At 40.4% G+C, this 22,661-nt stretch carries 19 protein-coding genes, 1 rRNA gene and 1 pseudogene (1 of these 21 only partly in view); 6 read left to right on the forward strand and 15 right to left on the reverse strand.

Features of this window, described 5'->3' with window-relative positions:
• Positions 1 to 256 precede the first annotated feature (256 nt).
• Both rpoB and rpoC read left to right on the forward strand, forming a co-directional pair.
• On the forward strand, positions 257 to 3,823 hold the full coding sequence (gene rpoB / locus BW721_RS09035; RefSeq protein ID WP_156892226.1) for a DNA-directed RNA polymerase subunit beta: 3,567 nt from the start codon (positions 257 to 259) through the stop codon (positions 3,821 to 3,823).
• Positions 3,824 to 3,949: 126 nt separating this feature from the next.
• A complete protein-coding gene (rpoC, locus tag BW721_RS09040; protein ID WP_076768023.1) occupies positions 3,950 to 7,606 on the forward strand; it encodes a DNA-directed RNA polymerase subunit beta' in 3,657 nt (1,218 codons plus the stop codon).
• Positions 7,607 to 7,659: 53 nt separating this feature from the next.
• On the opposite strand, the gene BW721_RS09045 is transcribed toward rpoC, so the two are convergent.
• Entirely contained in the window at positions 7,660 to 8,382 is a 723-nt protein-coding gene (locus tag BW721_RS09045) for a prepilin peptidase (RefSeq protein WP_076768024.1), read from the reverse strand.
• Between the two features lie 185 nt (positions 8,383 to 8,567).
• Here BW721_RS09045 and BW721_RS09050 point away from each other — a divergent pair, with 185 nt between their 5' ends.
• Positions 8,568 to 9,458, forward strand: a complete 891-nt coding sequence (locus tag BW721_RS09050; RefSeq protein ID WP_076768026.1) for a DUF368 domain-containing protein — start codon at positions 8,568 to 8,570, stop codon at positions 9,456 to 9,458.
• 198 nt (positions 9,459 to 9,656) lie between these two features.
• A pseudogene (locus tag BW721_RS09055) lies at positions 9,657 to 10,328 on the forward strand (IS30 family transposase); the annotation flags it as partial.
• 70 nt (positions 10,329 to 10,398) lie between these two features.
• Here the strand turns inward: BW721_RS09055 and BW721_RS09060 are convergent.
• The 3 genes from BW721_RS09060 to BW721_RS09070 all read right to left on the reverse strand — a co-directional run bounded on the left by BW721_RS09060 (position 10,399) and on the right by BW721_RS09070 (position 12,485).
• Complete coding sequence (locus BW721_RS09060; protein ID WP_076768029.1) at positions 10,399 to 10,848, reverse strand: hypothetical protein; 450 nt, start codon at positions 10,846 to 10,848, stop codon at positions 10,399 to 10,401.
• Between the two features lies 1 nt (position 10,849).
• The gene (locus tag BW721_RS09065) at positions 10,850 to 11,050 is read right to left on the reverse strand and encodes a helix-turn-helix transcriptional regulator (RefSeq protein ID WP_076768031.1); all 201 of its coding nucleotides are present in this window, start codon (positions 11,048 to 11,050) and stop codon (positions 10,850 to 10,852) included.
• A gap of 362 nt (positions 11,051 to 11,412) precedes the next feature.
• A protein-coding gene (locus tag BW721_RS09070) for an IS3 family transposase (protein WP_442905244.1) occupies positions 11,413 to 12,485 on the reverse strand; the annotation gives its coding sequence in 2 pieces (ribosomal slippage) (positions 11,413 to 12,278 and positions 12,278 to 12,485; 1,074 coding nt in all).
• Here BW721_RS09070 and BW721_RS09075 point away from each other — a divergent pair.
• Positions 12,378 to 12,692, forward strand: a complete 315-nt coding sequence (locus BW721_RS09075; RefSeq protein WP_076768034.1) for an aquaporin — start codon at positions 12,378 to 12,380, stop codon at positions 12,690 to 12,692. The genes BW721_RS09070 and BW721_RS09075 overlap by 108 nt on opposite strands.
• A gap of 207 nt (positions 12,693 to 12,899) precedes the next feature.
• On the opposite strand, the gene BW721_RS09080 is transcribed toward BW721_RS09075, so the two are convergent.
• The 11 genes from BW721_RS09080 to BW721_RS09120 form a co-directional block, all read right to left on the reverse strand.
• Positions 12,900 to 14,567, reverse strand: a complete 1,668-nt coding sequence (locus BW721_RS09080) for an FAD-dependent oxidoreductase (protein WP_076768036.1) — start codon at positions 14,565 to 14,567, stop codon at positions 12,900 to 12,902.
• Between the two features lie 35 nt (positions 14,568 to 14,602).
• A complete protein-coding gene (gene arsB / locus BW721_RS09085) occupies positions 14,603 to 15,676 on the reverse strand; it encodes an ACR3 family arsenite efflux transporter (RefSeq protein ID WP_076768038.1) in 1,074 nt (357 codons plus the stop codon).
• A gap of 33 nt (positions 15,677 to 15,709) precedes the next feature.
• The gene (locus BW721_RS09090; protein ID WP_076768040.1) at positions 15,710 to 16,048 is read right to left on the reverse strand and encodes an ArsR/SmtB family transcription factor; all 339 of its coding nucleotides are present in this window, start codon (positions 16,046 to 16,048) and stop codon (positions 15,710 to 15,712) included.
• A gap of 14 nt (positions 16,049 to 16,062) precedes the next feature.
• Positions 16,063 to 16,404, reverse strand: coding sequence for an arsenite efflux transporter metallochaperone ArsD (gene arsD / locus BW721_RS09095; RefSeq protein ID WP_076768042.1), 342 nt, complete (start codon positions 16,402 to 16,404; stop codon positions 16,063 to 16,065).
• 23 nt (positions 16,405 to 16,427) lie between these two features.
• Positions 16,428 to 18,167 carry an arsenical pump-driving ATPase gene (gene arsA, locus BW721_RS09100; RefSeq protein ID WP_076768044.1) on the reverse strand — a complete coding sequence of 580 codons (1,740 nt, stop codon included), beginning with the start codon at positions 18,165 to 18,167 and terminating at the stop codon, positions 16,428 to 16,430.
• Between the two features lie 19 nt (positions 18,168 to 18,186).
• Positions 18,187 to 18,555, reverse strand: a complete 369-nt coding sequence (gene arsD / locus BW721_RS09105; RefSeq protein WP_076768046.1) for an arsenite efflux transporter metallochaperone ArsD — start codon at positions 18,553 to 18,555, stop codon at positions 18,187 to 18,189.
• Positions 18,556 to 18,785: 230 nt separating this feature from the next.
• Positions 18,786 to 19,091 carry a hypothetical protein gene (locus tag BW721_RS11830; protein ID WP_156892229.1) on the reverse strand — a complete coding sequence of 102 codons (306 nt, stop codon included), beginning with the start codon at positions 19,089 to 19,091 and terminating at the stop codon, positions 18,786 to 18,788.
• A gap of 270 nt (positions 19,092 to 19,361) precedes the next feature.
• On the reverse strand, positions 19,362 to 19,517 hold the full coding sequence (locus BW721_RS11835; protein ID WP_156892230.1) for a hypothetical protein: 156 nt from the start codon (positions 19,515 to 19,517) through the stop codon (positions 19,362 to 19,364).
• 67 nt (positions 19,518 to 19,584) lie between these two features.
• Complete coding sequence (locus BW721_RS09115) at positions 19,585 to 19,902, reverse strand: hypothetical protein (protein ID WP_076768051.1); 318 nt, start codon at positions 19,900 to 19,902, stop codon at positions 19,585 to 19,587.
• A 117-nt stretch (positions 19,903 to 20,019) separates the two neighbouring features.
• Positions 20,020 to 20,169 (reverse strand): hypothetical protein, encoded by a 150-nt coding sequence (locus BW721_RS11840; RefSeq protein WP_156892231.1) that lies wholly within the window; start codon positions 20,167 to 20,169, stop codon positions 20,020 to 20,022.
• Between the two features lie 335 nt (positions 20,170 to 20,504).
• Entirely contained in the window at positions 20,505 to 21,572 is a 1,068-nt protein-coding gene (locus BW721_RS09120) for an IS30 family transposase (protein ID WP_076765119.1), read from the reverse strand.
• 480 nt (positions 21,573 to 22,052) lie between these two features.
• Here BW721_RS09120 and BW721_RS09125 point away from each other — a divergent pair.
• Positions 22,053 to 22,661, forward strand: a 16S ribosomal RNA gene (locus BW721_RS09125); it runs 947 nt beyond the window's last position.

The following is a 22,661-nucleotide window of genomic DNA, read 5'->3' on the forward strand; positions in this document are numbered from 1 at the left end:
AATCCATGTTGCCTTGTTAAACTAATAGGTACTGTAGACACATAAGATATATGGGAATCAGGTTGAAATATTGTCCAACCGCGGTTCTAAACGGCAAAAAACAAAAGACAGAGTAATTTTTATGGAAATTGCATCGATCTTTTGGTTTTTTTTTGTCAAAAATCAGGTCGTTGCAGTCGGTTGTTAGCTAATTGTCACACTTGTAACGCAATTGTAATAAATTAGTTTCAGTATCTCTAGTCAAATTTTATGAGGGGTGAAGAAGTTGTTAGGACACAATGTTAATTACGGGAAACATCGTACCCGCAGAAGTTACTCACGTATCAGTGAAGTTTTAGAACTTCCAAACCTGATTGAACTTCAAACAGATTCTTACAAATGGTTCTTGGAAAAAGGACTAAGAGAAATGTTTAGCGATATTTCTCCAATTGAAGATCATACAGGTAACTTAGCCTTAGATTTTTTGGATTATGAACTTCATACGCCAAAATACACAGTAGCAGAGGCTCGTCAACACGATGCAAACTACTCAGCTCCTATCTATGTTAAGCTTCGTTTAATCAATAAAGAAACGGGCGAAATTAAAGACCAAGAAGTTTTCTTCGGAGACTTCCCACTGATGACAGAAATGGGAACATTCATCATCAATGGTGCAGAACGTGTCATTGTATCGCAATTAGTACGTTCACCAGGTGTTTACTACCACAATAAGATTGATAAAAATGGTAAGGAAACATTCGGAAATACAATGATTCCAAACCGCGGTGCATGGATGGAATTTGAAACAGATGCAAAGGATATTTCTTATGTACGTATTGACCGTACGCGTAAAATCCCACTATCTGTTTTAATTCGTGCGTTAGGGTTTGGATCGGATGACCAAATTTTAGAAATTTTTGGAAACAATGACAGCTTGAAGCTGACAATCGAAAAAGATGTTCATAAAGTATCTTCTGACTCAAGAACAGAAGAAGGCTTGAAAGATATCTACGAGCGTCTTCGCCCAGGTGAGCCAAAGACAGCAGACAGTTCTCGTAACTTACTATATGCGCGTTTCTTCGACCCAAGAAGATATGATTTAGCCCCTGTTGGACGTTACAAACTAAATAAGAAACTAAACATTAAAACAAGACTTTATAACCAAATCTTGGCTGAAACATTAGTTGATCCAGAAACAGGCGAAATTCTTGCTGAATCAGGTACAGAATTAAACCGTGAAGTAATGGATAGATTAAGTAGCCATCTTGATAATGGTTTGAACGAAGTTGTTCTACACCCATCTGAAGACGGTGTTGTAACAGAACCAGTTCATATCCAAGTTGTTAAAGTATTTTCAAAAGCAGATCCAGAAAAAATTATCAATGTGATTGGTAACGGCGAAATTGACGCAGAAGTTAAACATTTAACAACAGCTGACATTTTTGCATCTATCAATTACTTCTTCAACTTATATGAAGGATTAGGAAACATTGACGACATCGACCACTTAGGTAACCGTCGTATTCGTTCAGTAGGTGAATTACTGCAAAACCAATTCCGTATCGGTTTATCTCGTATGGAACGTGTAGTACGTGAGAGAATGTCTATTCAAGATGTTTCAACGATTACACCACAACAATTAATTAACATTCGTCCAGTAGTGGCTTCTATTAAAGAGTTCTTCGGATCTTCTCAGTTGTCACAGTTCATGGACCAAACAAACCCATTAGGTGAGTTGACGCACAAACGTCGTCTATCTGCACTTGGACCTGGTGGTTTGACGCGTGACCGTGCCGGCTATGAAGTTCGTGACGTTCACTATTCTCACTACGGCCGTATGTGTCCGATTGAAACACCTGAGGGACCTAACATCGGTTTGATTAACAGTTTGTCTTCATATGCAAAAATTAATGACTACGGCTTTATTGAAACACCATATCGTCGTGTTGATTGGAATACACACAAAGTAACTGATACCATCGACTATCTAACAGCTGATGAAGAAGATAATTTTGTTGTTGCCCAAGCAAACTCATTATTAAATGAAGATGGTAGCTTTGTTAACGACATTGTTATGGCACGTTACATCCATGATAACTTGGAAGTGCCGATTGAACGTGTTGACTACATGGACGTTTCACCAAAGCAAGTAGTTGCGGTAGCGACAGCATGTATTCCGTTTTTGGAAAATGATGACTCCAACCGTGCATTGATGGGTGCCAACATGCAGCGTCAAGCTGTTCCATTGATCAATCCTAAAGCTCCGCTTATCGGTACTGGTATGGAATACAAAGCAGCGCATGACTCTGGTGCAGCCTTATTGTGTAACAACGATGGTGTTGTTGAGTATGTTGATGCTAACGAAATCCGCGTACGTCGTCCAGACGGCGCACTTGATAAATACAATGTGATTAAGTTCCAACGGTCAAACTCTGGAACATGTTACAACCAACGCCCAATCATTAGCTTAGGCGAAGAAGTAGAAAAAGGGGACATTCTTGCTGATGGTCCATCTATGGAACAAGGTGAGATGGCACTTGGACAAAACATCTTAGTAGCCTTCATGACTTGGGAAGGTTACAACTATGAAGATGCGGTTATCATGAATGAACGTCTTGTTAAAGATGATGTTTATACATCTGTTCATATTGAAGAATATGAATCAGAAGCTCGTGATACAAAACTTGGACCTGAAGAAATCACTCGTGAGATTCCAAACGTCGGAGAAGACGCTTTGAAAGATTTAGATGAGCGCGGAATTATCCGTATCGGTGCTGAAGTTCGCGATGGCGATATTCTTGTTGGTAAAGTAACACCTAAGGGAGTAACTGAATTATCTGCTGAAGAACGTCTTCTTCATGCTATTTTCGGTGAAAAAGCACGTGAAGTTCGTGATACATCACTACGCGTACCACACGGTGGCGGCGGAATCGTTCATGACGTTAAAGTCTTTACACGTGAAGCAGGCGATGAATTATCACCTGGTGTTAACTTACTCGTTCGTGTTTACATTGTTCAAAAACGTAAAATTAGCGAAGGGGATAAGATGGCGGGACGTCACGGTAATAAAGGGGTTGTATCCCGTATTATGCCGGAAGAAGACATGCCATACTTACCAGATGGTACACCAGTTGATATCATGTTGAATCCACTAGGGGTTCCTTCTCGTATGAACATTGGACAAGTATTGGAATTACACTTAGGTATGGCTGCTCGCCAACTTGGTATTCATATTGCAACACCAGTATTTGATGGGGCAAGTGAAGAAGATGTTTGGGGAACAGTAGCAGAAGCTGGTATGGCGAAAGATGCTAAGACTGTCCTTTATGATGGTCGTACTGGTGAGCCATTTGACAACCGCGTTTCTGTTGGGGTTATGTACTACTTGAAACTATCCCACATGGTAGACGACAAGTTACATGCTCGTTCAACAGGACCATACTCTCTTGTTACACAACAACCACTTGGAGGTAAAGCTCAATTTGGTGGACAACGTTTCGGAGAGATGGAAGTTTGGGCACTGGAAGCTTACGGTGCTGCTTATACACTACAAGAAATCTTGACTTACAAGTCAGATGACGTTGTCGGACGTGTGAAAACTTACGAAGCGATTGTTAAAGGTGAATCAATTCCAAAACCTGGTGTTCCAGAATCATTCCGCGTATTAGTAAAAGAATTACAAGCTCTAGGTCTAGATATGAAAGTATTAGACGAAAATAGAGAAGAAATCGAATTACGCGATATGGACGAAGAAGATGACGTTGTGAATTTCGAACGTTTAAACAAACAAACTGAAGTTAAAAAAGAAGATGCAGAAACTGAGGCAGGAGAAACAAGAGAGTAAGCATAGCCGAACAAGGAACGATCTGTTCCTTGTTCCTATCTGCTTTTTGTTTCTAAAACGTTCAGATTGGCTGTTAAAGTAGGATGAGCATATTGGGCAGCTCAGCAGAAAAGGGAGGGAAGCCCCTTGATAGATGTAAATAATTTCGAACAAATGCAAATCTCTTTGGCTTCACCTGATAAAATCCGTAGCTGGTCTTACGGGGAAGTTAAAAAACCAGAGACAATTAACTATAGAACATTGAAGCCTGAAAAAGAGGGTCTGTTCTGTGAAAGAATCTTTGGACCACAAAAAGATTGGAAATGTTCATGTGGAAAATATAACGGTATCCGTTATAAAGGTATCGTTTGTGACCGATGTGGTGTAGAAGTAACGCGCTCTAAAGTTCGTCGTGAACGTATGGCGCATATCGAATTAGCAGCACCAGTTACACACGTATGGTACTTCAAAGGTATTCCAAGTCGTATGGGTCTTGTATTGGATATGAGTCCACGTGCACTAGAAGAAATCATTTATTTTGCAAGCTATGTGGTTATCGAACCAGGTGACGCAACATTAGAAGCAAAACAATTGTTAACTGAACGTGAATATCGTGAAAAACGTGCACAATATGGAAATAGCTTCCATGCTGCAATGGGTGCAGAAGCAATTAAACAATTACTTCAACGCGTTGACCTTGAAGCAGAATGTGAAGAATTAAAAGAACAACTAAAAACAGCAACAGGCCAAAAACGTACGCGTGCTATCCGTCGTTTAGACATCTTGGATGCATTCCGCGTATCTGGCAACAAACCTGAGTGGATGGTTATGGACGTTGTTCCAGTTATCCCACCAGACTTGCGCCCAATGGTTCAATTAGAGGGTGGCCGTTTTGCAACAAGTGACTTGAACGATTTATACCGCCGTGTCATTAACCGTAACAACCGTTTGAAACGTTTGTTGGACTTAAATGCACCAAATATTATTGTTCAAAACGAAAAACGTATGTTACAAGAGGCAGTGGATGCTTTAATTGACAACGGTCGTCGTGGTCGTCCAGTTGTAGGACCAGGAAACCGTCCATTGAAATCTCTATCACATATGTTGAAAGGGAAGCAAGGTCGTTTCCGTCAAAACCTACTTGGTAAACGTGTAGACTATTCGGGTCGTTCGGTTATCGTTGTGGGACCATTCTTGAAGATGTACCAATGTGGACTTCCAAAAGAAATGGCACTAGAACTATTTAAACCTTTCTTGATGAAAGAATTAGTTCAACGTGAATTAGCAGGAAACATTAAAAATGCGAAACGAAAAATCGAACGTATGGACGATGATGTGTGGGATGTTTTAGAAGAAGTTATTCGTGAACATCCGGTTCTATTGAACCGTGCACCGACGCTACACAGACTAGGTATCCAAGCCTTTGAACCTGTTTTAGTTGAAGGTAAAGCGATTCGTCTTCACCCGTTAGTATGTGAGGCTTATAATGCCGATTTTGACGGTGACCAAATGGCCGTTCACGTTCCGTTGAGTGAAGAAGCACAAGCAGAAGCACGTCTATTGATGCTTGCAGCACAAAATATCTTGAACCCTAAAGATGGTAAACCAGTTGTTACACCATCTCAGGATATGGTTTTAGGAAACTATTACTTAACAATGGAAGAAAAAGGTGCGGTTGGGGAAGGAATGATTTTCTCTACTCCAAACGAAGTGGAAATGGCTTATCGAAATGGTTATGTGCATTTGCATACTCGTATTGCTTTGTATACAAAATCATTACCAGCTAAGCCATGGAAGGATCACCAAAAAGATGCCCTTCTTGTAACAACTGTTGGTAAGGTGATGTTCAACGCTATTATGCCTGATGAGTTCCCATATTTAAACGAACCAACGCAAGAAAACTTAGAAGAAGCAACACCAGATAAGTACTTTATCGATGCAAGTACAAATGTGAAAGAATTTATTGAAGCACAAGAAATTGTAGGACCATTTAAGAAGAAAAACATTGGTAATATCATTGCTGCTGTCTTCAAAAAATTCCATGTGACTGAAACATCACGCATGCTTGACAAGATGAAAGACTTGGGTTACAGCGTCTCTACTCGTTCAGGTATTACAGTAGGTATGGCTGACATTCTTGTATTGGAATCTAAAAAAGAAATTATTGAAAAAGCTCATAAACAAGTTGAAGCAACGACAAGACAGTTCCGTCGTGGTTTGATTTCTGATGATGAACGTTACAACAGTGTTATTAACACTTGGAATCAAGCAAAAGACTTGATCCAAATTGAACTGATGAAATCTCTAGGTCAAGAAAACCCAATCTTCATGATGAGTGACTCAGGTGCCCGTGGTAATATCTCCAACTTTACACAGCTTGCTGGTATGCGTGGATTGATGGCATCACCATCTGGTAAAATCATGGAGTTACCGGTTATTTCTAACTTCCGTGAAGGACTAACAGTCTTAGAAATGTTCTCTTCTACTCACGGTGCCCGTAAAGGTATGACCGATACGGCTCTGAAAACTGCCGATTCAGGCTACTTAACACGTCGTCTAGTAGATGTTGCACAAGATGTTATCGTTCGTGATGATGATTGTGGAACTGATAGTGGTTTGGATATCATGGCTATCCGTGAAGGAAATGAAATCATCGAATCACTAGAAGAACGCCTAATCGGACGTTACGCTCAAAAATCAATTATTCACCCAGAAACAGGTGTTGTTTTAGTTGCACATAACGAGCTAATTACAGAAGATAAAGCAAGAGAAATCATTGATGCAGGTATTGAAAAAGTAACGATTCGTTCAGTCTTTACATGTAACACACGTCATGGTGTATGTAAGTTCTGTTACGGTATGAACTTAGCAACTGGTAACGAAGTTGAAGTTGGGGAAGCAGTTGGTACAATTGCCGCTCAATCAATCGGTGAACCAGGTACTCAGTTGACCATGCGTACATTCCATACGGGTGGGGTTGCCGGAGATGATATTACTCAAGGGTTACCTCGTATCCAAGAAATTTTCGAAGCACGCAATCCGAAAGGACAAGCAGTTGTTACGGAAGTAACGGGAGAAGTAATCTCAATTGACGAGAATGCTGCAGAACGTTCGAAAGAAGTAACGGTTAAAGGTGTAACAGATACACGTACTTATTCCGTGCCTTATACAGCACGTATGAAAGTAGAAGAAGGTGATTTCGTTCACCGTGGTGCGCCATTAACAGAAGGGTCAATCGATCCGAAAGAATTGTTACGTGTTCGTGATGTGTTATCAGTTGAAACTTACTTACTACGCGAAGTTCAGAAAGTATACCGTATGCAAGGGGTAGAAATCGGAGACAAGCATATTGAAGTAATGGTTCGCCAAATGTTACGTAAAGTACGTATCATGGACCCAGGTTCAACAGAAATCTTGCCAGGTACATTGATGGATATTGCTGACTTTACTGACCGAAATGCTGCTAGCATTCGTGCAGGAGAAGTTCCAGCAACAGCTCGTCCAGTATTATTAGGAATCACTAAAGCTTCCTTGGAAACAAACAGCTTCCTTTCTGCTGCATCATTCCAGGAAACGACACGTGTTCTTACTGATGCTGCATTACGTGGTAAGACAGATGACTTATTAGGTCTGAAAGAAAATGTTATTATCGGTAAGACAATCCCTGCAGGTACGGGTATGGCTCGTTACCGCAAGATGGATCCACAAGCTGTTAATATTGGTACATCTAGTGTTTACAGCATTGCTGATTCAGCAAATGCAGAAGATTCTTTTATCGGCTCAACAGATTTAACTGAAGAATAATGAGCAAAAAAGGCAGTAGGGAATTTTAATTTCCTCCTGCCTTTTTGTGTAGCTTATAAATAAAAGTACTCATTAATCATAAAAAAACTTAATGCTAGAAACGGTCCAAAGGGAATAAGCGGCTGAAAAAGAGTGGATTTATAGCGCGATAAAATAAAGAGGTAAACAATCCCCATCAGTGATGCTAAGCAAAGCGTAGCTGAAGACGCATAAAATCCAAAATAAAAACCAAAGATAGCCATTAGTTTCATATCACCGCCACCCAATCCATCTGGAACACACCAACTAGCTGAAATTCCTACGATTATCATCATAACAAGACCAAACCAAATCGGTAGTTGGTTGAGGCTATCGTTGGCAACATGATAGAAGAAAGTAAAGATAAAAAGAAGGAGTTGTAAGCAGTCAGGTATATAGAAGTAATAATAATCAATCACGGCTACTAAAAAAAGAATAGTATAGAAACAACTAAAAAAAACAAACGTAAAACCCTGATAATGAGATGCAATTATTATGAAGATGCTGCCCCCTATCACTTCAAAAACTAAGAGATTACTTTTAATCCTCTTCTGACAGTAACGGCAGCGTCCTCTCAAACTTAGAAATGAAAGTACAGGAACTAAGTCAAAGAAAGCTAATGGATGCTTACAGCTAGTACAAAACGACTGCTGAGCCATGATGGATTCTTTTCTCGGTAATCGGTCAGCTATTACACAGTAAAAGGAAGCAAAGCAACTTCCAATAAAAAAATAATAAATCATCAACATTAAACGCATCTTGTCACACCCTTTCATCTATATAATCCGCTAAAAAAGAGAAAAAGCGTTTATTTTAAAAGGAAACTTATCTTTTCATCATGGAAAAAAAGGCTATAATAAAAAGAGTTAGCTTAAACGTACAAAATAAGACGCAATAGGCTATACTACAGAAGATAAGAATAAAAGAGTGAAGGTGAGATTGAGTGGAAGAAAATCAAATTATTTTAGAAAAAGATAACCCAACAAGATGGTTGATTCGAATGTTAAAGGGAGTCGCTGTAGGAATCGGAGCTATTTTACCCGGACTATCAGGAGGCGTACTAGCTGTTATTTTTAATATCTATGACCCATTATTGAAATTCTTAGGAAATATTAAAAAGAACTTTATGGCTAACGTCCGTTACTTTATTCCAATTGGTATCGGAGGCGTTTTAGGAGTTGTTGTCTTCTCTGTATTTGTTGAAAAGGCATTTGGACAATACGCTGCTCAATTTACCTGTTTATTTATTGGATTTGTAGCAGGAACATTTCCATCGTTATTTAGAACGGCTGGTAAAGAAGGCCGAAATGGTGGCGATTGGTTAACCCTTATTGTGTCTGCTATCTTTATTTTATTAATTATGATGATGGGTAGTGCAAAACTGACCCAAATACAGCCAAGTTTCTTAGCATGGATTTTCTCTGGAGCTATGGTCGGTTTAGGTATGATTGTTCCGGGTATGAGTCCAAGTAACTTCTTAATTTATTTTGGCCTATACGACAAAATGGCGGCGGGTATCTCTGCTTTTGATTTTTCAGTTACGATTCCATTAGCAATTGGACTAATGGCCTGTGTGCTATTATTTGCTAAGTTGGTGAACTGGTTATTTGGCCGTTACTATTCTAAAATGTATCACTTCATTTTAGGAATGGTTGTCGGATCATCAATTGCTATTTTCCCAACAACCGTTTTTCCATCATTGACAACAGCTGGTTTAGCAGAATCTGGTTTAACATTGACTACTGCTATTTTATTCTCGGTGATTATGTTTGCACTAGGAACAGTCTTTTCATTATGGTTTAGTAAAATAGAAGATAAATATTCAAGAGATTAATACTGCTAAACAGCCGACCTCATGCGAGAAGTCGGCTGTTTTTTTATTTTTTAAAAAAATGATGAATTGTAATATTAAGTGCAACACTTAGGGGAAAATAAAAGAAACCCATGACGCCCTCGTGTAGAATGAAGTTACCACACTAACATTCGAACAGAGGGATCGTCATGAATTACACTCATTTTACCATAGCCGAACGAACAAATTATAGGCCGGTTGTTCAAGGGGAAACTGAGTTTTAAAACCATTTACCGTTGGCTGTATGCTGGGATGATTGACCTTCCTTTGACTGCCTTGCGACAGAAAGGAAAAAGACAGAACCCAAAGGAAACACGTGGACGATTTAATGTCGGGACGTCCATTTCGAAACGTCCAAAAAAAGTCAACAATCGGAAATCTTTTGGCCATTGGGAGTTAGATACAGTCGTTTCGGGACGTGGTCAAGCCAAAGGCTGTGTCGCTACGTTTGTCGAGCGGAAAACGCGTTTGTACATCGGTATTAAAATGCACAATCGCTCTGCCGCGTCCAAGGACGCGGCTATTCGCAAACTCTATCACGTTCTCCCCAAAATAGCGTTCCAAACATTCACGACCGACTGGGGAAAGAAATTCAGCTGTTATGCCACAATCGAATCTGACTTGAAGATCCCTGTTTATTTTTGCGATGCTTATTCCGCTTGGCAGAGAGGCAGCAACGAAAACAGCAACGGACTGTTGAGGGAATTTTTCCATAAACGGACAAACGTTGATTTTTTATCTCAAAACCAACTCCAGGAGGCAGTGGCATTAATCAATAATCGCCCACGAAAATGCTTAGACTGGAAAACACCACACGAGGTGTTCAGTGAAGAACTGTTGCACTTAATTTGACAATCTATCGTATAAAAAAAGACGATAGAGTTTTTAATTTCTATCGCCTAATTCCTTTACTATAATATTTTTAAATCTTTTTTGACCAATATATTTTTAATATTATAGAAAATTTTATTTGTACAAATGCCACTATCATTAACGCTAAAAAGGCTTCATAACTTACATATGCTACAATTAAAGAAACAATTACAATAACCATTGAAAATATAGGTATTATATTTGCTCCTGACTTCATCTTTATTAATATCACTCTTTCATCTGTTTCTTTAGTGTACATCTTTTCCAATATCTCTCTATTCCTATATGCTCTAACAAGCATTCCCATATAAAATACAGATACTAGTTCAAGACCAGTAAAAAATCCTACTACATAATCTGTCACATCTTCTTTTAATGGAAATTTATATTTTAAATAGAAATTTCCAATAATAACTGCGAGCAAGGCGACTATACATAATAAAACTAAAATACTAATTCTAGATCCTATCTCTTTTTTATAATTTTCTAATTTGTTCATATTAATCATCCTCCTCTATACTAAATATTTCTTCAATACTCATATCAAAAAACTTAGCAATTTTAAAAGCCAAAGGCAGTGACGCTATATATTTTCCAGTTTCAATGGAAGTTATGGTCTGTCTTGTTACTCCAACTTCATTTGCCAATTCTTCTTGAGTTATTTTATGCCGTTTTCTTAATTGAGAAATTGTATTTTTCATTTTCCCCCTCCAATAGCAAGCTCGCTTTGCATTTGTAGTATAGCTCGCTTTACTTTTTTTGTCAAGCATGCTTTGCTTTTTTTATAATTTCTAAAAACAAAAAAAGACGATAGATTTTTACTTCCTATCGTTTATTGCTATATTCAATCCTAGAATTAGTTTTTTTATATTCTTATTTTTTTATTTTTAATACCTTATTTCTAGTCTTCTAAAATCGATACCTTAAGGTCTATCGCTTTAAATGTAACAGTTATTCCTACTTCGTCCTTTACTGTTTTCTCAAATAGCTCAGCTATATCATATGGGGACATATCATATATATCTTCATACCATGGTATGTCAACACTAAATCAAACAAATTTTTAAAGGTTCATTAACTTGTATTCATTCGGTGTTAAATAATATAATGATCCATGAATTCGGATGCGATTAAACCAATGAACATAATCAAAAAGTGCAAGGTCAAGTTCTTGTTGGTTAGTAAAATAAGCCCCTTTAACGAATTCTGTTTTGATCGTCTTAAATGTAGCTTCTGCAACGGCATTGTCGTACGGTGTTCCTTTTTTACTGAGTGAGCGCTCAATACCGAAGGTTTCAAGTGCCTGATCGATTAATTGATTCTTAAACTCACTGCCTCTATCGGTATGAAACATTTCGAGGTCATGTAGATTGTATGGGACAGATGCAAAAGCGCGTTGAACTAAGGCAGCATCTTTGTGAGGACCTGCACTGTGCCCGATAATTTCACGATTATATAAATCAATTAAAATACATATATAATGCCATCTTTGTCCGACTTTCACATAGGTTAAGTCACTTACAATTACTTTCAATGCTTGGTCCTGATCAAACTTTCGATTCAGCGTATTACCTCTCATGGATTCATTACATGGAGATAGTGACGGTTTAAACTGAGCTACAGTGTATTTGGAAACAAGTCCTTGTTCTTTCATGATTCTCCCAATTCGACGTCTGGACACCGTCCAGCCTAGCTTTTTCAACTCCACTTTGATTTTGCGTCCGCCATAATTTTGACGGCTTTTTTTAAAAATATCTACAATTAAGTCTTTTAATTCTTCTTCTTGCTCATCACGAACCTTGGCTTCATAGTAGTAGGTACTTCTAGCGATTCCAAGGACTTCGCACATTGCTGATACCGAGTATTTATGACGGTTGTTGCGAATCACATCTACTTTCGTCCCATGATCAGCGCGGCTTGCTTTAAACTATCATTCTCCATGGTTAATTTTTTGTTTTCTTTACGAAGTTGTATCAACTCTTCTTGCTCTGGCGTACGATTGTCTTTTTCTTTGAATGACCCATTGTCATGGTATTGGCTGCAGGGATGACCATTCTTGGCAGGTTTATGATTGAACTTGTTTTGACCTTTATCTTTGTCTTGGTTATTCTGGTAACGACTGGAAAAAAAGGCGATTCACATTTAGCAGGACTGATTATCGGTTTGCTCTTGGTTGCTCTTATCGTAATGGGTGGAACAATAACGGATGTATCGTTAAATCCAGCTCGTAGTTTTGGTCCAGCTGTCTTAATGGGCGGAGCTGCACTGTCACAAATGTGGTTGTATACATTGTCGACACTTCTCGGGGGGCTTTGGCTGCACTCGTGGCTCATTATACTTTAGATTCCGAAGCGGGTGCCCCTGGAGTAGAACAAGATAAAACCCGTCCCATTGCTTAACAATGAGTAAACTGTTATCAAAAATTGCACCGTATAAATTATTTTTACTAACACCTTTTGAAGTTTATTGTTTTTATTCTTTACGCAAGGATATTTCAGTGTGTTTCCACAAAAAGAGGACAAGTGGAATGAACCATTTGTCCTCTTTTTGTTATTTTTTAGCGTCCAACATAGTTACGTAACTCTGGTAGTTCTTGTTTCCGCCAGATAGGTTGTAGACTTCCTTGAAGCCATGATTAATCAAAACGTTTTGGGCCGCATTCCCGGTCACGCCTTTATTACAGTAAGTGACGGTCGGTACGTCCTTGTCTAATTCTTCCGCACGGATTCTTAGTTCCCCTAGCGGGATATGGACGGCACCCTTTACATGGGATTTTTCATAATCCTTTTTCGAACGGGTGTCGATGATCTGGATTGCTTCGCCTTTTTCTTGAGCGGCTAATATCTTAGTCGGCGTCATCAACGGGTTACGTTTGATGGCATTATCCAATGCCATACCGGTATAAAGAACGGGATCTTTTGTCGTTGCAAACGGCGGTGCGTAAGCCAAATCTAAGTGGAAAAGGTCTTCCGCTTTGGCGCCGAAAGTAATGGCGGTAGCAAGCACGTCAACCCGCTTGTCAACACCACCTTTGCCAATAACTTGCGCGCCTAGGACACGGCCCGTCTTGCGGTCTGCCAAAGCTTTAATGGTTAATTCCTGTCCGCCCAGATATTCAGCGTGATCGGATTTCAAGTTATAAAGCGTTTCGTATTCATAGCCTTCCTGAATCGCTTCTCTTTCGGTTAAACCGCTTTGGCCGACGTGCAGGTCAAAGATTCGGAAGATCCCGGTTCCCAGTACTCCTCGGTGTTCCAGGTTTCCGCCCGTAATAACGTCCCCAGCAATGCGTCCCATTTTATTGGCCGTCGAGCCCAATGGACGGTAAATCGGTTTGCCGGTAATGACGCTGAAGCTTTCCGCCACATCGCCGACCGCATACACATCCGGCACATTGGTCTGCATTTTTTTATTCACGGCAATAGCGCCTGTAGTGCCAATCTCCACGCCCATTTGTTTGGCCAACTCAGTATTGGGACGAACGCCAACCGAGAGGAAGACGACATCAGCTTCAAGGGTTTCGCCCTTGGTGGTGGTCACACTCTTAACTGAATTTTTACCGTCAATGGTCTTCACGGTATCACTCAAAAGGAGACGAACGCCATGAGCACGCAAGTGTTCCTCGACGCGGAATGCCATATCGGCATCCATTGGCGGCATCACTTGATCCTGCATTTCCACCAAGGTTACTTCCATCCCTTTATGTACCAATTGCTCGGTCATTTCCAAGCCGATAAAACCAGAACCAACTACGACAGCTTTCTTCGGTTGCTTCAGGGAAAGGTAAGCAGTGATGTCGCGGTTATCCTGAATGTTCCGCACCTGGAAGACATTATCGTATTCATTTTGGTTGAAGGGCGGTGGTGTGAATGGGGACGCACCAGTGGCAAGCACCAATACATCATAGTGGTCCTCTTTCGTTTCCCCTGTTACGACATTCAACACTTCCAACGTTTTCGTTTCATGATTGGCTTTGGTTACTTTGTGTTCAGTAAAAATATCAACATTATAACGCTTTTTGAACCAAGCAGCATTCCGGGGAGTCAGTTGGTCAGTGCTTTCGACTTCTCCACCGATTTGATAAGGAATCCCGCAAACAGAATAAGAAATATCTTTTCCTTGGTCATAAACAACAATTTCAGCTTCTTCGGTATTTCTTCTAGCTTTTGCCGCTACGGATGTGCCGGCTGCAACGGAACCAATAATAACTATTTTCATGTTGTCTGCCTCTTTTCCATCATTTTATTCTTTATTTAGTATTCATACCCGTCAAACCAATGTTTTGTTTTATTTGAAAATTTGACTAACAATAACATCATTGGTACTTCAATTAGAACACCAACAACGGTCACAAGAGTTGCGCCTGAATCTAATCCAAACATTGAGATCGATACCGCTACCGCTAGTTCAAAGAAATTACTAGTGCCCACCATAGATGCTGGGGCTGCAATATTGTATGGCAAACGACAGGCTTTGGATCCCCCGTACCCTATAACATAAATCAAAATATTTTGAATAATTAAAGGAACTGCAATAAGTAAAATGTGGAGAGGATTCTCAATAATGGGTTGTCCTTGAGTTGTAAAAATAATAATTAATGTTAAAACCAAGCCCAAATTTGTATAACCATCAAATTTTCCAATAAAAGTATTTTCAAAATACTCTTTTCCTTTTTTATTTACCACTACGTTACGTGTAAAAATAGCAGCTACTAATGGCGCAACTATGAATAATACCAATGATAAAACTAACGTTTCCATTGGAACATCAATGTCTGTGACACCTAGTAACAACGAAACGATTGGAACATATAGTAATAGGATTAAAATATCATTTACCGAAACCTGGACCAGGGTATAGGCTGGATCACCATTTGTAAGTTTACTCCAAACAAATACCATTGCTGTACAAGGCGCTGCTCCTAGTAAAACAGCACCAGCTATATATTCTCCAGCTAACTCTGAACTAACCCACTGATTAAATACAACATAGAAGAAAAATGCGGCAATAGCGAACATCGTAAAAGGCTTAATTGCATAATTAATGAAGCTAGTCAACGCAATACCTTTGGGTTTCTTTAAAGCGCCTACCACACTAAAAAAATCTATTTTTAAAAACATTGGAAATATCATAATCCAAAGTAAAATGGAAGTTGGTATGGAGACGTTATAAAATGTCATTCCCTCTAAAGCTATTGGAACACCGGGTAAAAAATAGCCAATCAATATCCCGGCAATCATACTTAATCCTACCCACAACGATAGATATTTCTCCCAAACACTTATAGCTAGTTTATTATTTTGTTTTTTTTCTGAATTTGTCGTCATAATTATCTCCCTTTGAGTGAGGCTATACCGATATTATTGCAGAACACCAAGATTTGTCTTATCGGTCTTATTTCCTTCTTTGATACAAATACAATCCGCGGCATGTGTCAGCAAGTGAACCGTTTCCTGAATGTACTGCTTTGCTGTTTCTTCGTTAAGAGAGTAATGATGCCAGGTCCCCTTTTTTTCTGCAATCACTAATCCTGCTTCTGTTAACACTTTGATGTGATGAGAGAGAGTCGGTTGCGTGAAGTCGAAGTGTTCTAAAATATCACAGGCACACATTTCCCCACACGATAGCATGTCTAATATTTTGACACGTTGTGGTTCAGAAAGGGCTTTGGCAATCTTTGCATACGATTCGTAAGTCATTTTCAATCTCCTTTCTACTTTACGGTAGAGGCCGTTGTTTTTTCTAAGGATACACCTAACCAATCAGCAATCTCCTGGTTAGTTGGATAATCGCCGACTTTCACTATGGTATCGTTATTCAAAACAGTCACAGGCAAACCGTCTATTCCTTTTTCCTGGAGCACTTGCTGAACGGCTTCATTGCGAATAAAAGAATTTGGATTCGCACTTAGATTGTAACGGACCATTTGCTTTCCTTCTACTTTCCGAACATGTTGCATGACAGCAGTGATACGGATCAAGTTTTCATCTACAGAAGGGCCGCATACGCCGGTGCTGCAACACAATGCTGGTTCATAAATTGCTAATTTCTCCATTTTTTCGTTTCCTTTCATAAAAACTATAGTATGGTCGCCAAAGCTTTCCCTTTGAGTTCTACCGAACTCCACTCCACAACCGCAAAGTGGTTGTTGGATACTTCAGCTACTTTTTGGATCCATTTTTGTTCGTTTTGAGCCCGGGCTAGCAGCAATTCATTGGTGGTTCCGGTTGATAACATGCTGTTATTTACCACCCACCACGTATGCGCAATGTTTGCTCGGTCTAAGTCTTCCTTTAATCGAAGCGATTCGTATACTGGCGTATTTTCAGGCAGTGTGACCATCACCACTTCCGTTTGCTGCGGGTCTTGTAACACTGGCAACAACTGGCGTACCGATTCCGGCACCTCTCCTGAAGTCCGTTCCACTTCTTTGGCGTAACTTTGGGATGAATCCAACAGCAATAAGGTATGTCCCGTAGGTGCGGTGTCAATGACGACCACATCGGCGTCAACAGTTGCTACAATGTCAGCGAAACGTCTGAAAACGGCTATTTCCTGAGTACATGGGGAGCGCAAATCTTCTTCCACGTAGGCCAAGTCTTCTGGTGACATCGTTTGGCGGGCCTTCGTCAGCACTTCTTCTTGATAATCGGCTAGTTCTTGCTTTTCGTCAATGCGGCTCATTTTGATCGCGTCCGATTCTTGAATGATATAGCCCAAGTGGGCAGCAGGATCGGTTGTGGCCAAGTGGACTTTCTTGCCTTTTTCCGCCAGGCCAAGAGCGATGGTAGCGGCAATCGTTGTTTTTCCGACCCCGCCTTTTCCCATCGTGAAGACCACACGCTTATTGGTAGCCACCAAATCATCGACAACCTGTCTGAGGGCCGGGTAAGTTTCGTTTTGCAAACTTGAAGGAGCAGTAATGACGTGCTCCTCTTTTAAGAGTGAACGTAAATTTTCAAGGCCAGTCACGTTAAAGGAACGCAAAGGAATCTGTGTAGCTGGAAGTTGATTCAAGCTGGCGGGCATATTGGTTAAGGCTTCTTGCTGCTCGTCTGCAAACTTTTGCGAAACGGCATCGGTTGGCTTTTCCAACACGCCATTGACGATGAGTCGTTGGTTAAGAACACCCAATTCTTTTAGCTCGTTAGAAGCGCGTTCCGCCTCCATAATCGGCCCTTCTTGTGGCCGGGTGACTAAAAGCAAGGTTGTTTTTGTTTTATCGGCTAGCGTTTTGACCGCCCGTTCGTAGCTCTCCTTCTGATCACCTAAACCGGAAAGTTGTCCCATGCAAGATACACCAGTGGTGTTCTCGTCTAGAAAGTTATTCCATGCAGACGGTAACTGCAACATCCGCAACGTGTGGCCTGTTGGTGCGGTATCAAAGAGAATGAAATCAAATTTCTGTTCGACTTCAGGGTTGGTCAAAAAGCCAGCAAACTCGTTAAAGGAGGCAATCTCAACGGTACAAGAGCCCATGAGTTGCTCCTCCATATTGGCAATGGCAGATTCCGGCAACAGTCCCCGATAAGGGCCAACGACGGACTCCATGTATTCCTGAGCTGCTGTAATGGGATCAAAATTGGCCACATGCAACCCTGGTACTTCTTCGATTACCGTTCCTTTATTGGTCAGTTCCCGGCCAAACACATCTTGTAAGTTACTGGCAGGGTCTGTACTGACCAGCATCACGCGCTTGCCACTGTCAGCAAGTGCGACCGCAGTAGCGCAGGCAGTTGAAGTCTTGCCAACGCCGCCCTTCCCCGTAAAGAATAAGTATTTTGTTAGGTCATTTGCTATTGGTGAATAATTTTCCATCTATCATCGTTCCTTCCTTTTAACAGCAGTCGGAGTCAGCTCCTCCGCAACAGCTACCGTCAGCTGATCCTGCCATGACGAATTGAATTCCCATGAATGTCGAAATCTCATCTAAAGTAGGATAAGCGCCTTTTTTCTTTACTTCCCCATTCACCAATGTGATCGGCAACGCATCGGCCAATTCTTCTTGCAAAATAGTTGTCACAGTTGCATTGTTAACAAATTCTTGCGGGCTGCTCGACAGGTTGTACCGAATTGCCTCATAGCCTTTAACCGTGTTCAGTGCTTGAATAGCGGACGTAATCATCAATAAGTCTTCATTCACGGAAGGACCGCACACCCCAGTGCTACAACACATGGCTGGTTCAAATAATTCCAGTTTATTCATCAAATTATCTCCTTTTTACTATGCATTCCTATACATAGATAATCATCTATGTATAATATAGACCTTTATCTATCTAATGACAAGCATCTTTTATATTTTTACTATAAAACTGACTCATCTCTTCTAAATCACAATCTTTTACCATTAAAGTTCTTTTTTACTCGACATAGAAATAGCCCTTTGATAGTAAAGTTTACCTTACTCTCAAGGGGCTATTATCTTTCACATGTTTATCTTCTACGAATGGCAGCACTGGCCACCATTTTAGCTCCGGAAATGGTACTTCTTCCGCTTGTGAACCACATCGATTTTGCAACACTTGGACCCTTTATAATGACGAATCCCATCCCAATCAATCCAGCTAACTTTACCCAATTAAAATCATCAGACATGAGAATCTGTGTAAACAACAACATCGATACGATTTCCAGCAACAAGGTCACAATCTGACTCAAGAATTCCCGCCACCAAATCCCCATATAGTTGTATTCATCATTAATAATAGTTATTGCCGCAAAAACGCTCGTGAGTTCCAATATCAGGAGTTCCGCATGAACAATGCAGACCTTCACCAAGAACACGACAATGACTACCATAATGAGGGTACTGGCCACTAAAGTACTAAAGGTTGTATTGAATATTTGTACAAATCGATCCATAATGAAATACAAGAGTGTTTGTAATATTAAAACCATTGAAGATGATTTCATTATTCCTATAATAATGGACCAAATATCGGCTTCAGTAGACCCCTCGGCTTCACTAAGTTGGTAAATTATAATCTTTACCAGAACCATGACCACCAATCATATGCCGCCAAAGAAAACAAAGACACCATACAGGTTTGTAGCAAAGCCATTCAAACCCTCGTATCTAAAAATAAACTCTGATAGAATATTAAATATTGTCGTTGTCCCATCTTCCACCCATTCTTGAAACATCCGTAAAATTTTGTCACCCATTATGTCACCCCTTATTCACTAATATTGAATATTTTTCAATTGCCATTGTCTTGGTACATTGTAATTTTTAAATCATTTGAATGCATACCAAACTCCTCACTTCGAAAATCACCTGTTTATTATCAGAATCTATTTCATAGTCATCAATCACATATTTAGTCCAGAGTATTTGGTTGTTTGAGTCATCTAAAAAATCGATTTTATTTGGTATAGGATCTAATGTCGTCTCCTCAAACGGAATTTTTTCCACTAATCCTGAAATTTCTTCTTTAAAGTTATCACTAAAGTATTCTGATAGGTCACCTTCTAAAAAGGTTAGGACGCTTTCCTGCGTGTAGTCCACTACGATTTCCTTATCTTCATGACTGGCAAAGAAGGTATTCAATTGTTCTCACCTGTCATTCAGTGCTGTTTCCGGATTAAATCCCCCGCATGCCGTTAACAAAAACGTCATGCCCATCATGATTGTTATGCGCTATTTCTTCATTTTCAATCATCTCTTCTATTCCGCAAAAAATTCGAGTAACTCTTGCTCTTCTTGTGCTTCAACCTGTTCTTGTTTCAGGCGTTTCTCAGTTTTGATTGCTTCCCGTTTTTCTTCCTCAATGAGATTCACAGATTCGCGTTGCTCGACATACGTTCTTTTCTTCAACTCAAAGTTTATAAATTGCTCTTCGGTCGGTTTAGAGCGGTCATGGGTTTCTTTTATTTTCCCCTAAGTGTTGCACTTAATTTGACGCTTAATTGCAATATCAAATGCATAAAAAATTTTAAAAACCTTTATAGACAGCGAATTACTCAATAATCCAGTATTACCAATGGTTTGAAGCCTTTGTTGGCAGTGTGTATTTCGTCCCTTACCATTTTTCAGGTGAGTTGTTGGTGGTTCTGACCCAAGAGAATAGGTTGGCTGAGTCAAGAGAAGGAGCGAAGCGGCTCTTGACTCAGCTAAGCTGTTCTCTTATCCTATAAAACCAACAAAATACCTTAAGCTGCTTGTAACTTAGCTAACTCTTCCTGCAGGCGTTCTGCAGGTGTTGCATAGCCCATTATTTTTCTCGGTCTGTCGTTGATCGTATTAGTTACTGCCAGTAAATGTGCATAAGACAATGGACGCAGAGTGACTCCCTTTGGGATAAATTCTCGGAGCATGCGGTTGTGCCTCTCGTTCGTTCCTTTCTCCCAAGAAGCATACGCATGAGTAAAGAAAACCTGAACATCTTCAGTAATGCCTTCGATAAGCGACAGACTTGAAAACTCAGATCCGTTATCAGTTGTTAGGGTCTTAAACTGTTCCAGTCCCTGTTTTCTCATCAAATCAAGAACACCTTTTTGAACCACTATGGCACCTTTTCCCCAAACTTTCTTCGTTAGACAGTAGCGGGTTTTCCGTTCAACCATAGTGATGATGACAGGCTCATTTTTTATTTTCTTGCCTAATACTAAATCGACTTCCCAATGCCCAAAATCTTCTCTAGAGAGTATTTCTGGATCGCGTTCTTCGATACTGCGACCTAAGTGCTTAGCGTTATGACCTTTCGGTTCCGAAACGTTTTTCTTGCGTGGCCGCATCCGGGTCTTCATAGGTAAATCGATATTACGGATTGGGAGTACGGCAGCATTGATCAAGGCGTAAACTGTTTTCGTGCATGGTACGTGTTCGTCAGGGTGCGATTTTCTGTAAGAGTGTACAAAAGTATCCACACTATGAATCCGTAACCCCTTCATGGGTGCTAGATTTTCAGGTAAGGCAGCAAGGAAAGCTGCAGAATATTTATGATGATTCCGCGCATGCGAGTTCTCACGATTTTCTTTGTAAACCCGAGCGCCTGAGGCGGCAATATACTGCTCGTAATAATTGTGTTGATAGTCAAGTTGGCGCGTTCTGCCGCGTTTCAACTCACGAGAAACAGTCGATTGGCTGACTCCTAATTCACGCGCCATCTCCGCTTGTTTATAGGTACCGATTTTAGCCATCTGTTCCAGCTTTCCCCGTTGAATATCAGTAAGGTGTGTGAAGGTGCGGTTTTCTATGATACAATTATTATTAGTCATGTAGATACCCCTTATACTTTTGGTTTGGTCGCTTATAAGTATATCGTATCTACATGATTTTTTCGTTTATTTCCTTATGCATTTCATTTTACAATTTACCCACTTAATTTGACAATCTATCAAATAAAGAAAACAGTTGACGTCGACTTGAGCCGGTGGTATTATATAAAAGTTGCCGCTGCCGATGAGGCATATGAGCACAACACGAAACAACTTTTCAAATAAGTTTTAAAAAACTGTTGACACATAATTAACACCGTGTTAACATATAGAAGTTGTCACGACACGAGCTTAACGTAACACGTGATAACGGATTTGACCTTTGAAAACTGAACAAAGAATGAACGAACCAAACGTGCAGGGTCATTCTTATTAATAAGAATGACACAACGAATCGCGATAATAATCGCAAAAACATTAAGTCAGCAAAAAAGAGCTATTCAGCTTTTCATGTCGGGTTTCTGTACAAGAGCCCACACTTAACATGAGAGTTTGATCCTGGCTCAGGACGAACGCTGGCGGCGTGCCTAATACATGCAAGTCGTACGAATTGATTAAGGAGCTTGCTCCTTATGACGTTAGTGGCGAACGGGTGAGTAACACGTGGGTAACCTACCTTCAAGAGGGGGATAACATCCGGAAACGGGTGCTAATACCGCATAGTTTCAGCTTCCACATGGAAGCCGAAGGAAAGACGGCCTTTGTGCTGTCACTTGGAGATGGACCCGCGGCGCATTAGTTAGTTGGTAGGGTAACGGCCTACCAAGACGATGATGCGTAGCCGACCTGAGAGGGTGATCGGCCACATTGGGACTGAGACACGGCCCAAACTCCTACGGGAGGCAGCAGTAGGGAATCTTCCGCAATGGACGAAAGTCTGACGGAGCAACGCCGCGTGAGTGAAGAAGGTTTTCGGATCGTAAAACTCTGTTGTTGGAGAAGAACAAGTAGGAGAGTAACTGCTCTTACCTTGACGGTACCCAACCAGAAAGCCACGGCTAACTACGTGCCAGCAGCCGCGGTAATACGTAGGTGGCAAGCGTTGTCCGGATTTATTGGGCGTAAAGCGAGCGCAGGCGGTTCCTTAAG

Origin of the sequence: Jeotgalibaca sp. PTS2502 (genome assembly GCF_001975685.1) — a bacterium.
GTDB classification, from domain to species: Bacteria; Bacillota; Bacilli; order Lactobacillales; family Aerococcaceae; genus Jeotgalibaca; species Jeotgalibaca arthritidis.

What these genes read in the sequence shown, in the direction of transcription:
- BW721_RS09060 (WP_076768029.1), bottom strand. Translation starts at nt 10,848, where the DNA reads ATGAACAAATTAGAAAATTATAAAAAAGAGATAGGATCTAGAATTAGT.
- arsD (WP_076768042.1), bottom strand. Translation starts at nt 16,404, where the DNA reads ATGGAGAAATTAGCAATTTATGAACCAGCATTGTGTTGCAGCACCGGC.
- BW721_RS09065 (WP_076768031.1), bottom strand. Translation starts at nt 11,050, where the DNA reads ATGAAAAATACAATTTCTCAATTAAGAAAACGGCATAAAATAACTCAA.
- BW721_RS09120 (WP_076765119.1), bottom strand. Translation starts at nt 21,572, where the DNA reads ATGACTAATAATAATTGTATCATAGAAAACCGCACCTTCACACACCTT.
- BW721_RS09075 (WP_076768034.1), top strand. Translation starts at nt 12,378, where the DNA reads ATGGTATTGGCTGCAGGGATGACCATTCTTGGCAGGTTTATGATTGAA.
- arsA (WP_076768044.1), bottom strand. Translation starts at nt 18,167, where the DNA reads ATGGAAAATTATTCACCAATAGCAAATGACCTAACAAAATACTTATTC.
- BW721_RS11835 (WP_156892230.1), bottom strand. Translation starts at nt 19,517, where the DNA reads ATGGGTGACAAAATTTTACGGATGTTTCAAGAATGGGTGGAAGATGGG.
- BW721_RS09045 (WP_076768024.1), bottom strand. Translation starts at nt 8,382, where the DNA reads ATGCGTTTAATGTTGATGATTTATTATTTTTTTATTGGAAGTTGCTTT.
- arsD (WP_076768046.1), bottom strand. Translation starts at nt 18,555, where the DNA reads ATGAATAAACTGGAATTATTTGAACCAGCCATGTGTTGTAGCACTGGG.
- arsB (WP_076768038.1), bottom strand. Translation starts at nt 15,676, where the DNA reads ATGACGACAAATTCAGAAAAAAAACAAAATAATAAACTAGCTATAAGT.
- BW721_RS09090 (WP_076768040.1), bottom strand. Translation starts at nt 16,048, where the DNA reads ATGACTTACGAATCGTATGCAAAGATTGCCAAAGCCCTTTCTGAACCA.
- BW721_RS09080 (WP_076768036.1), bottom strand. Translation starts at nt 14,567, where the DNA reads ATGAAAATAGTTATTATTGGTTCCGTTGCAGCCGGCACATCCGTAGCG.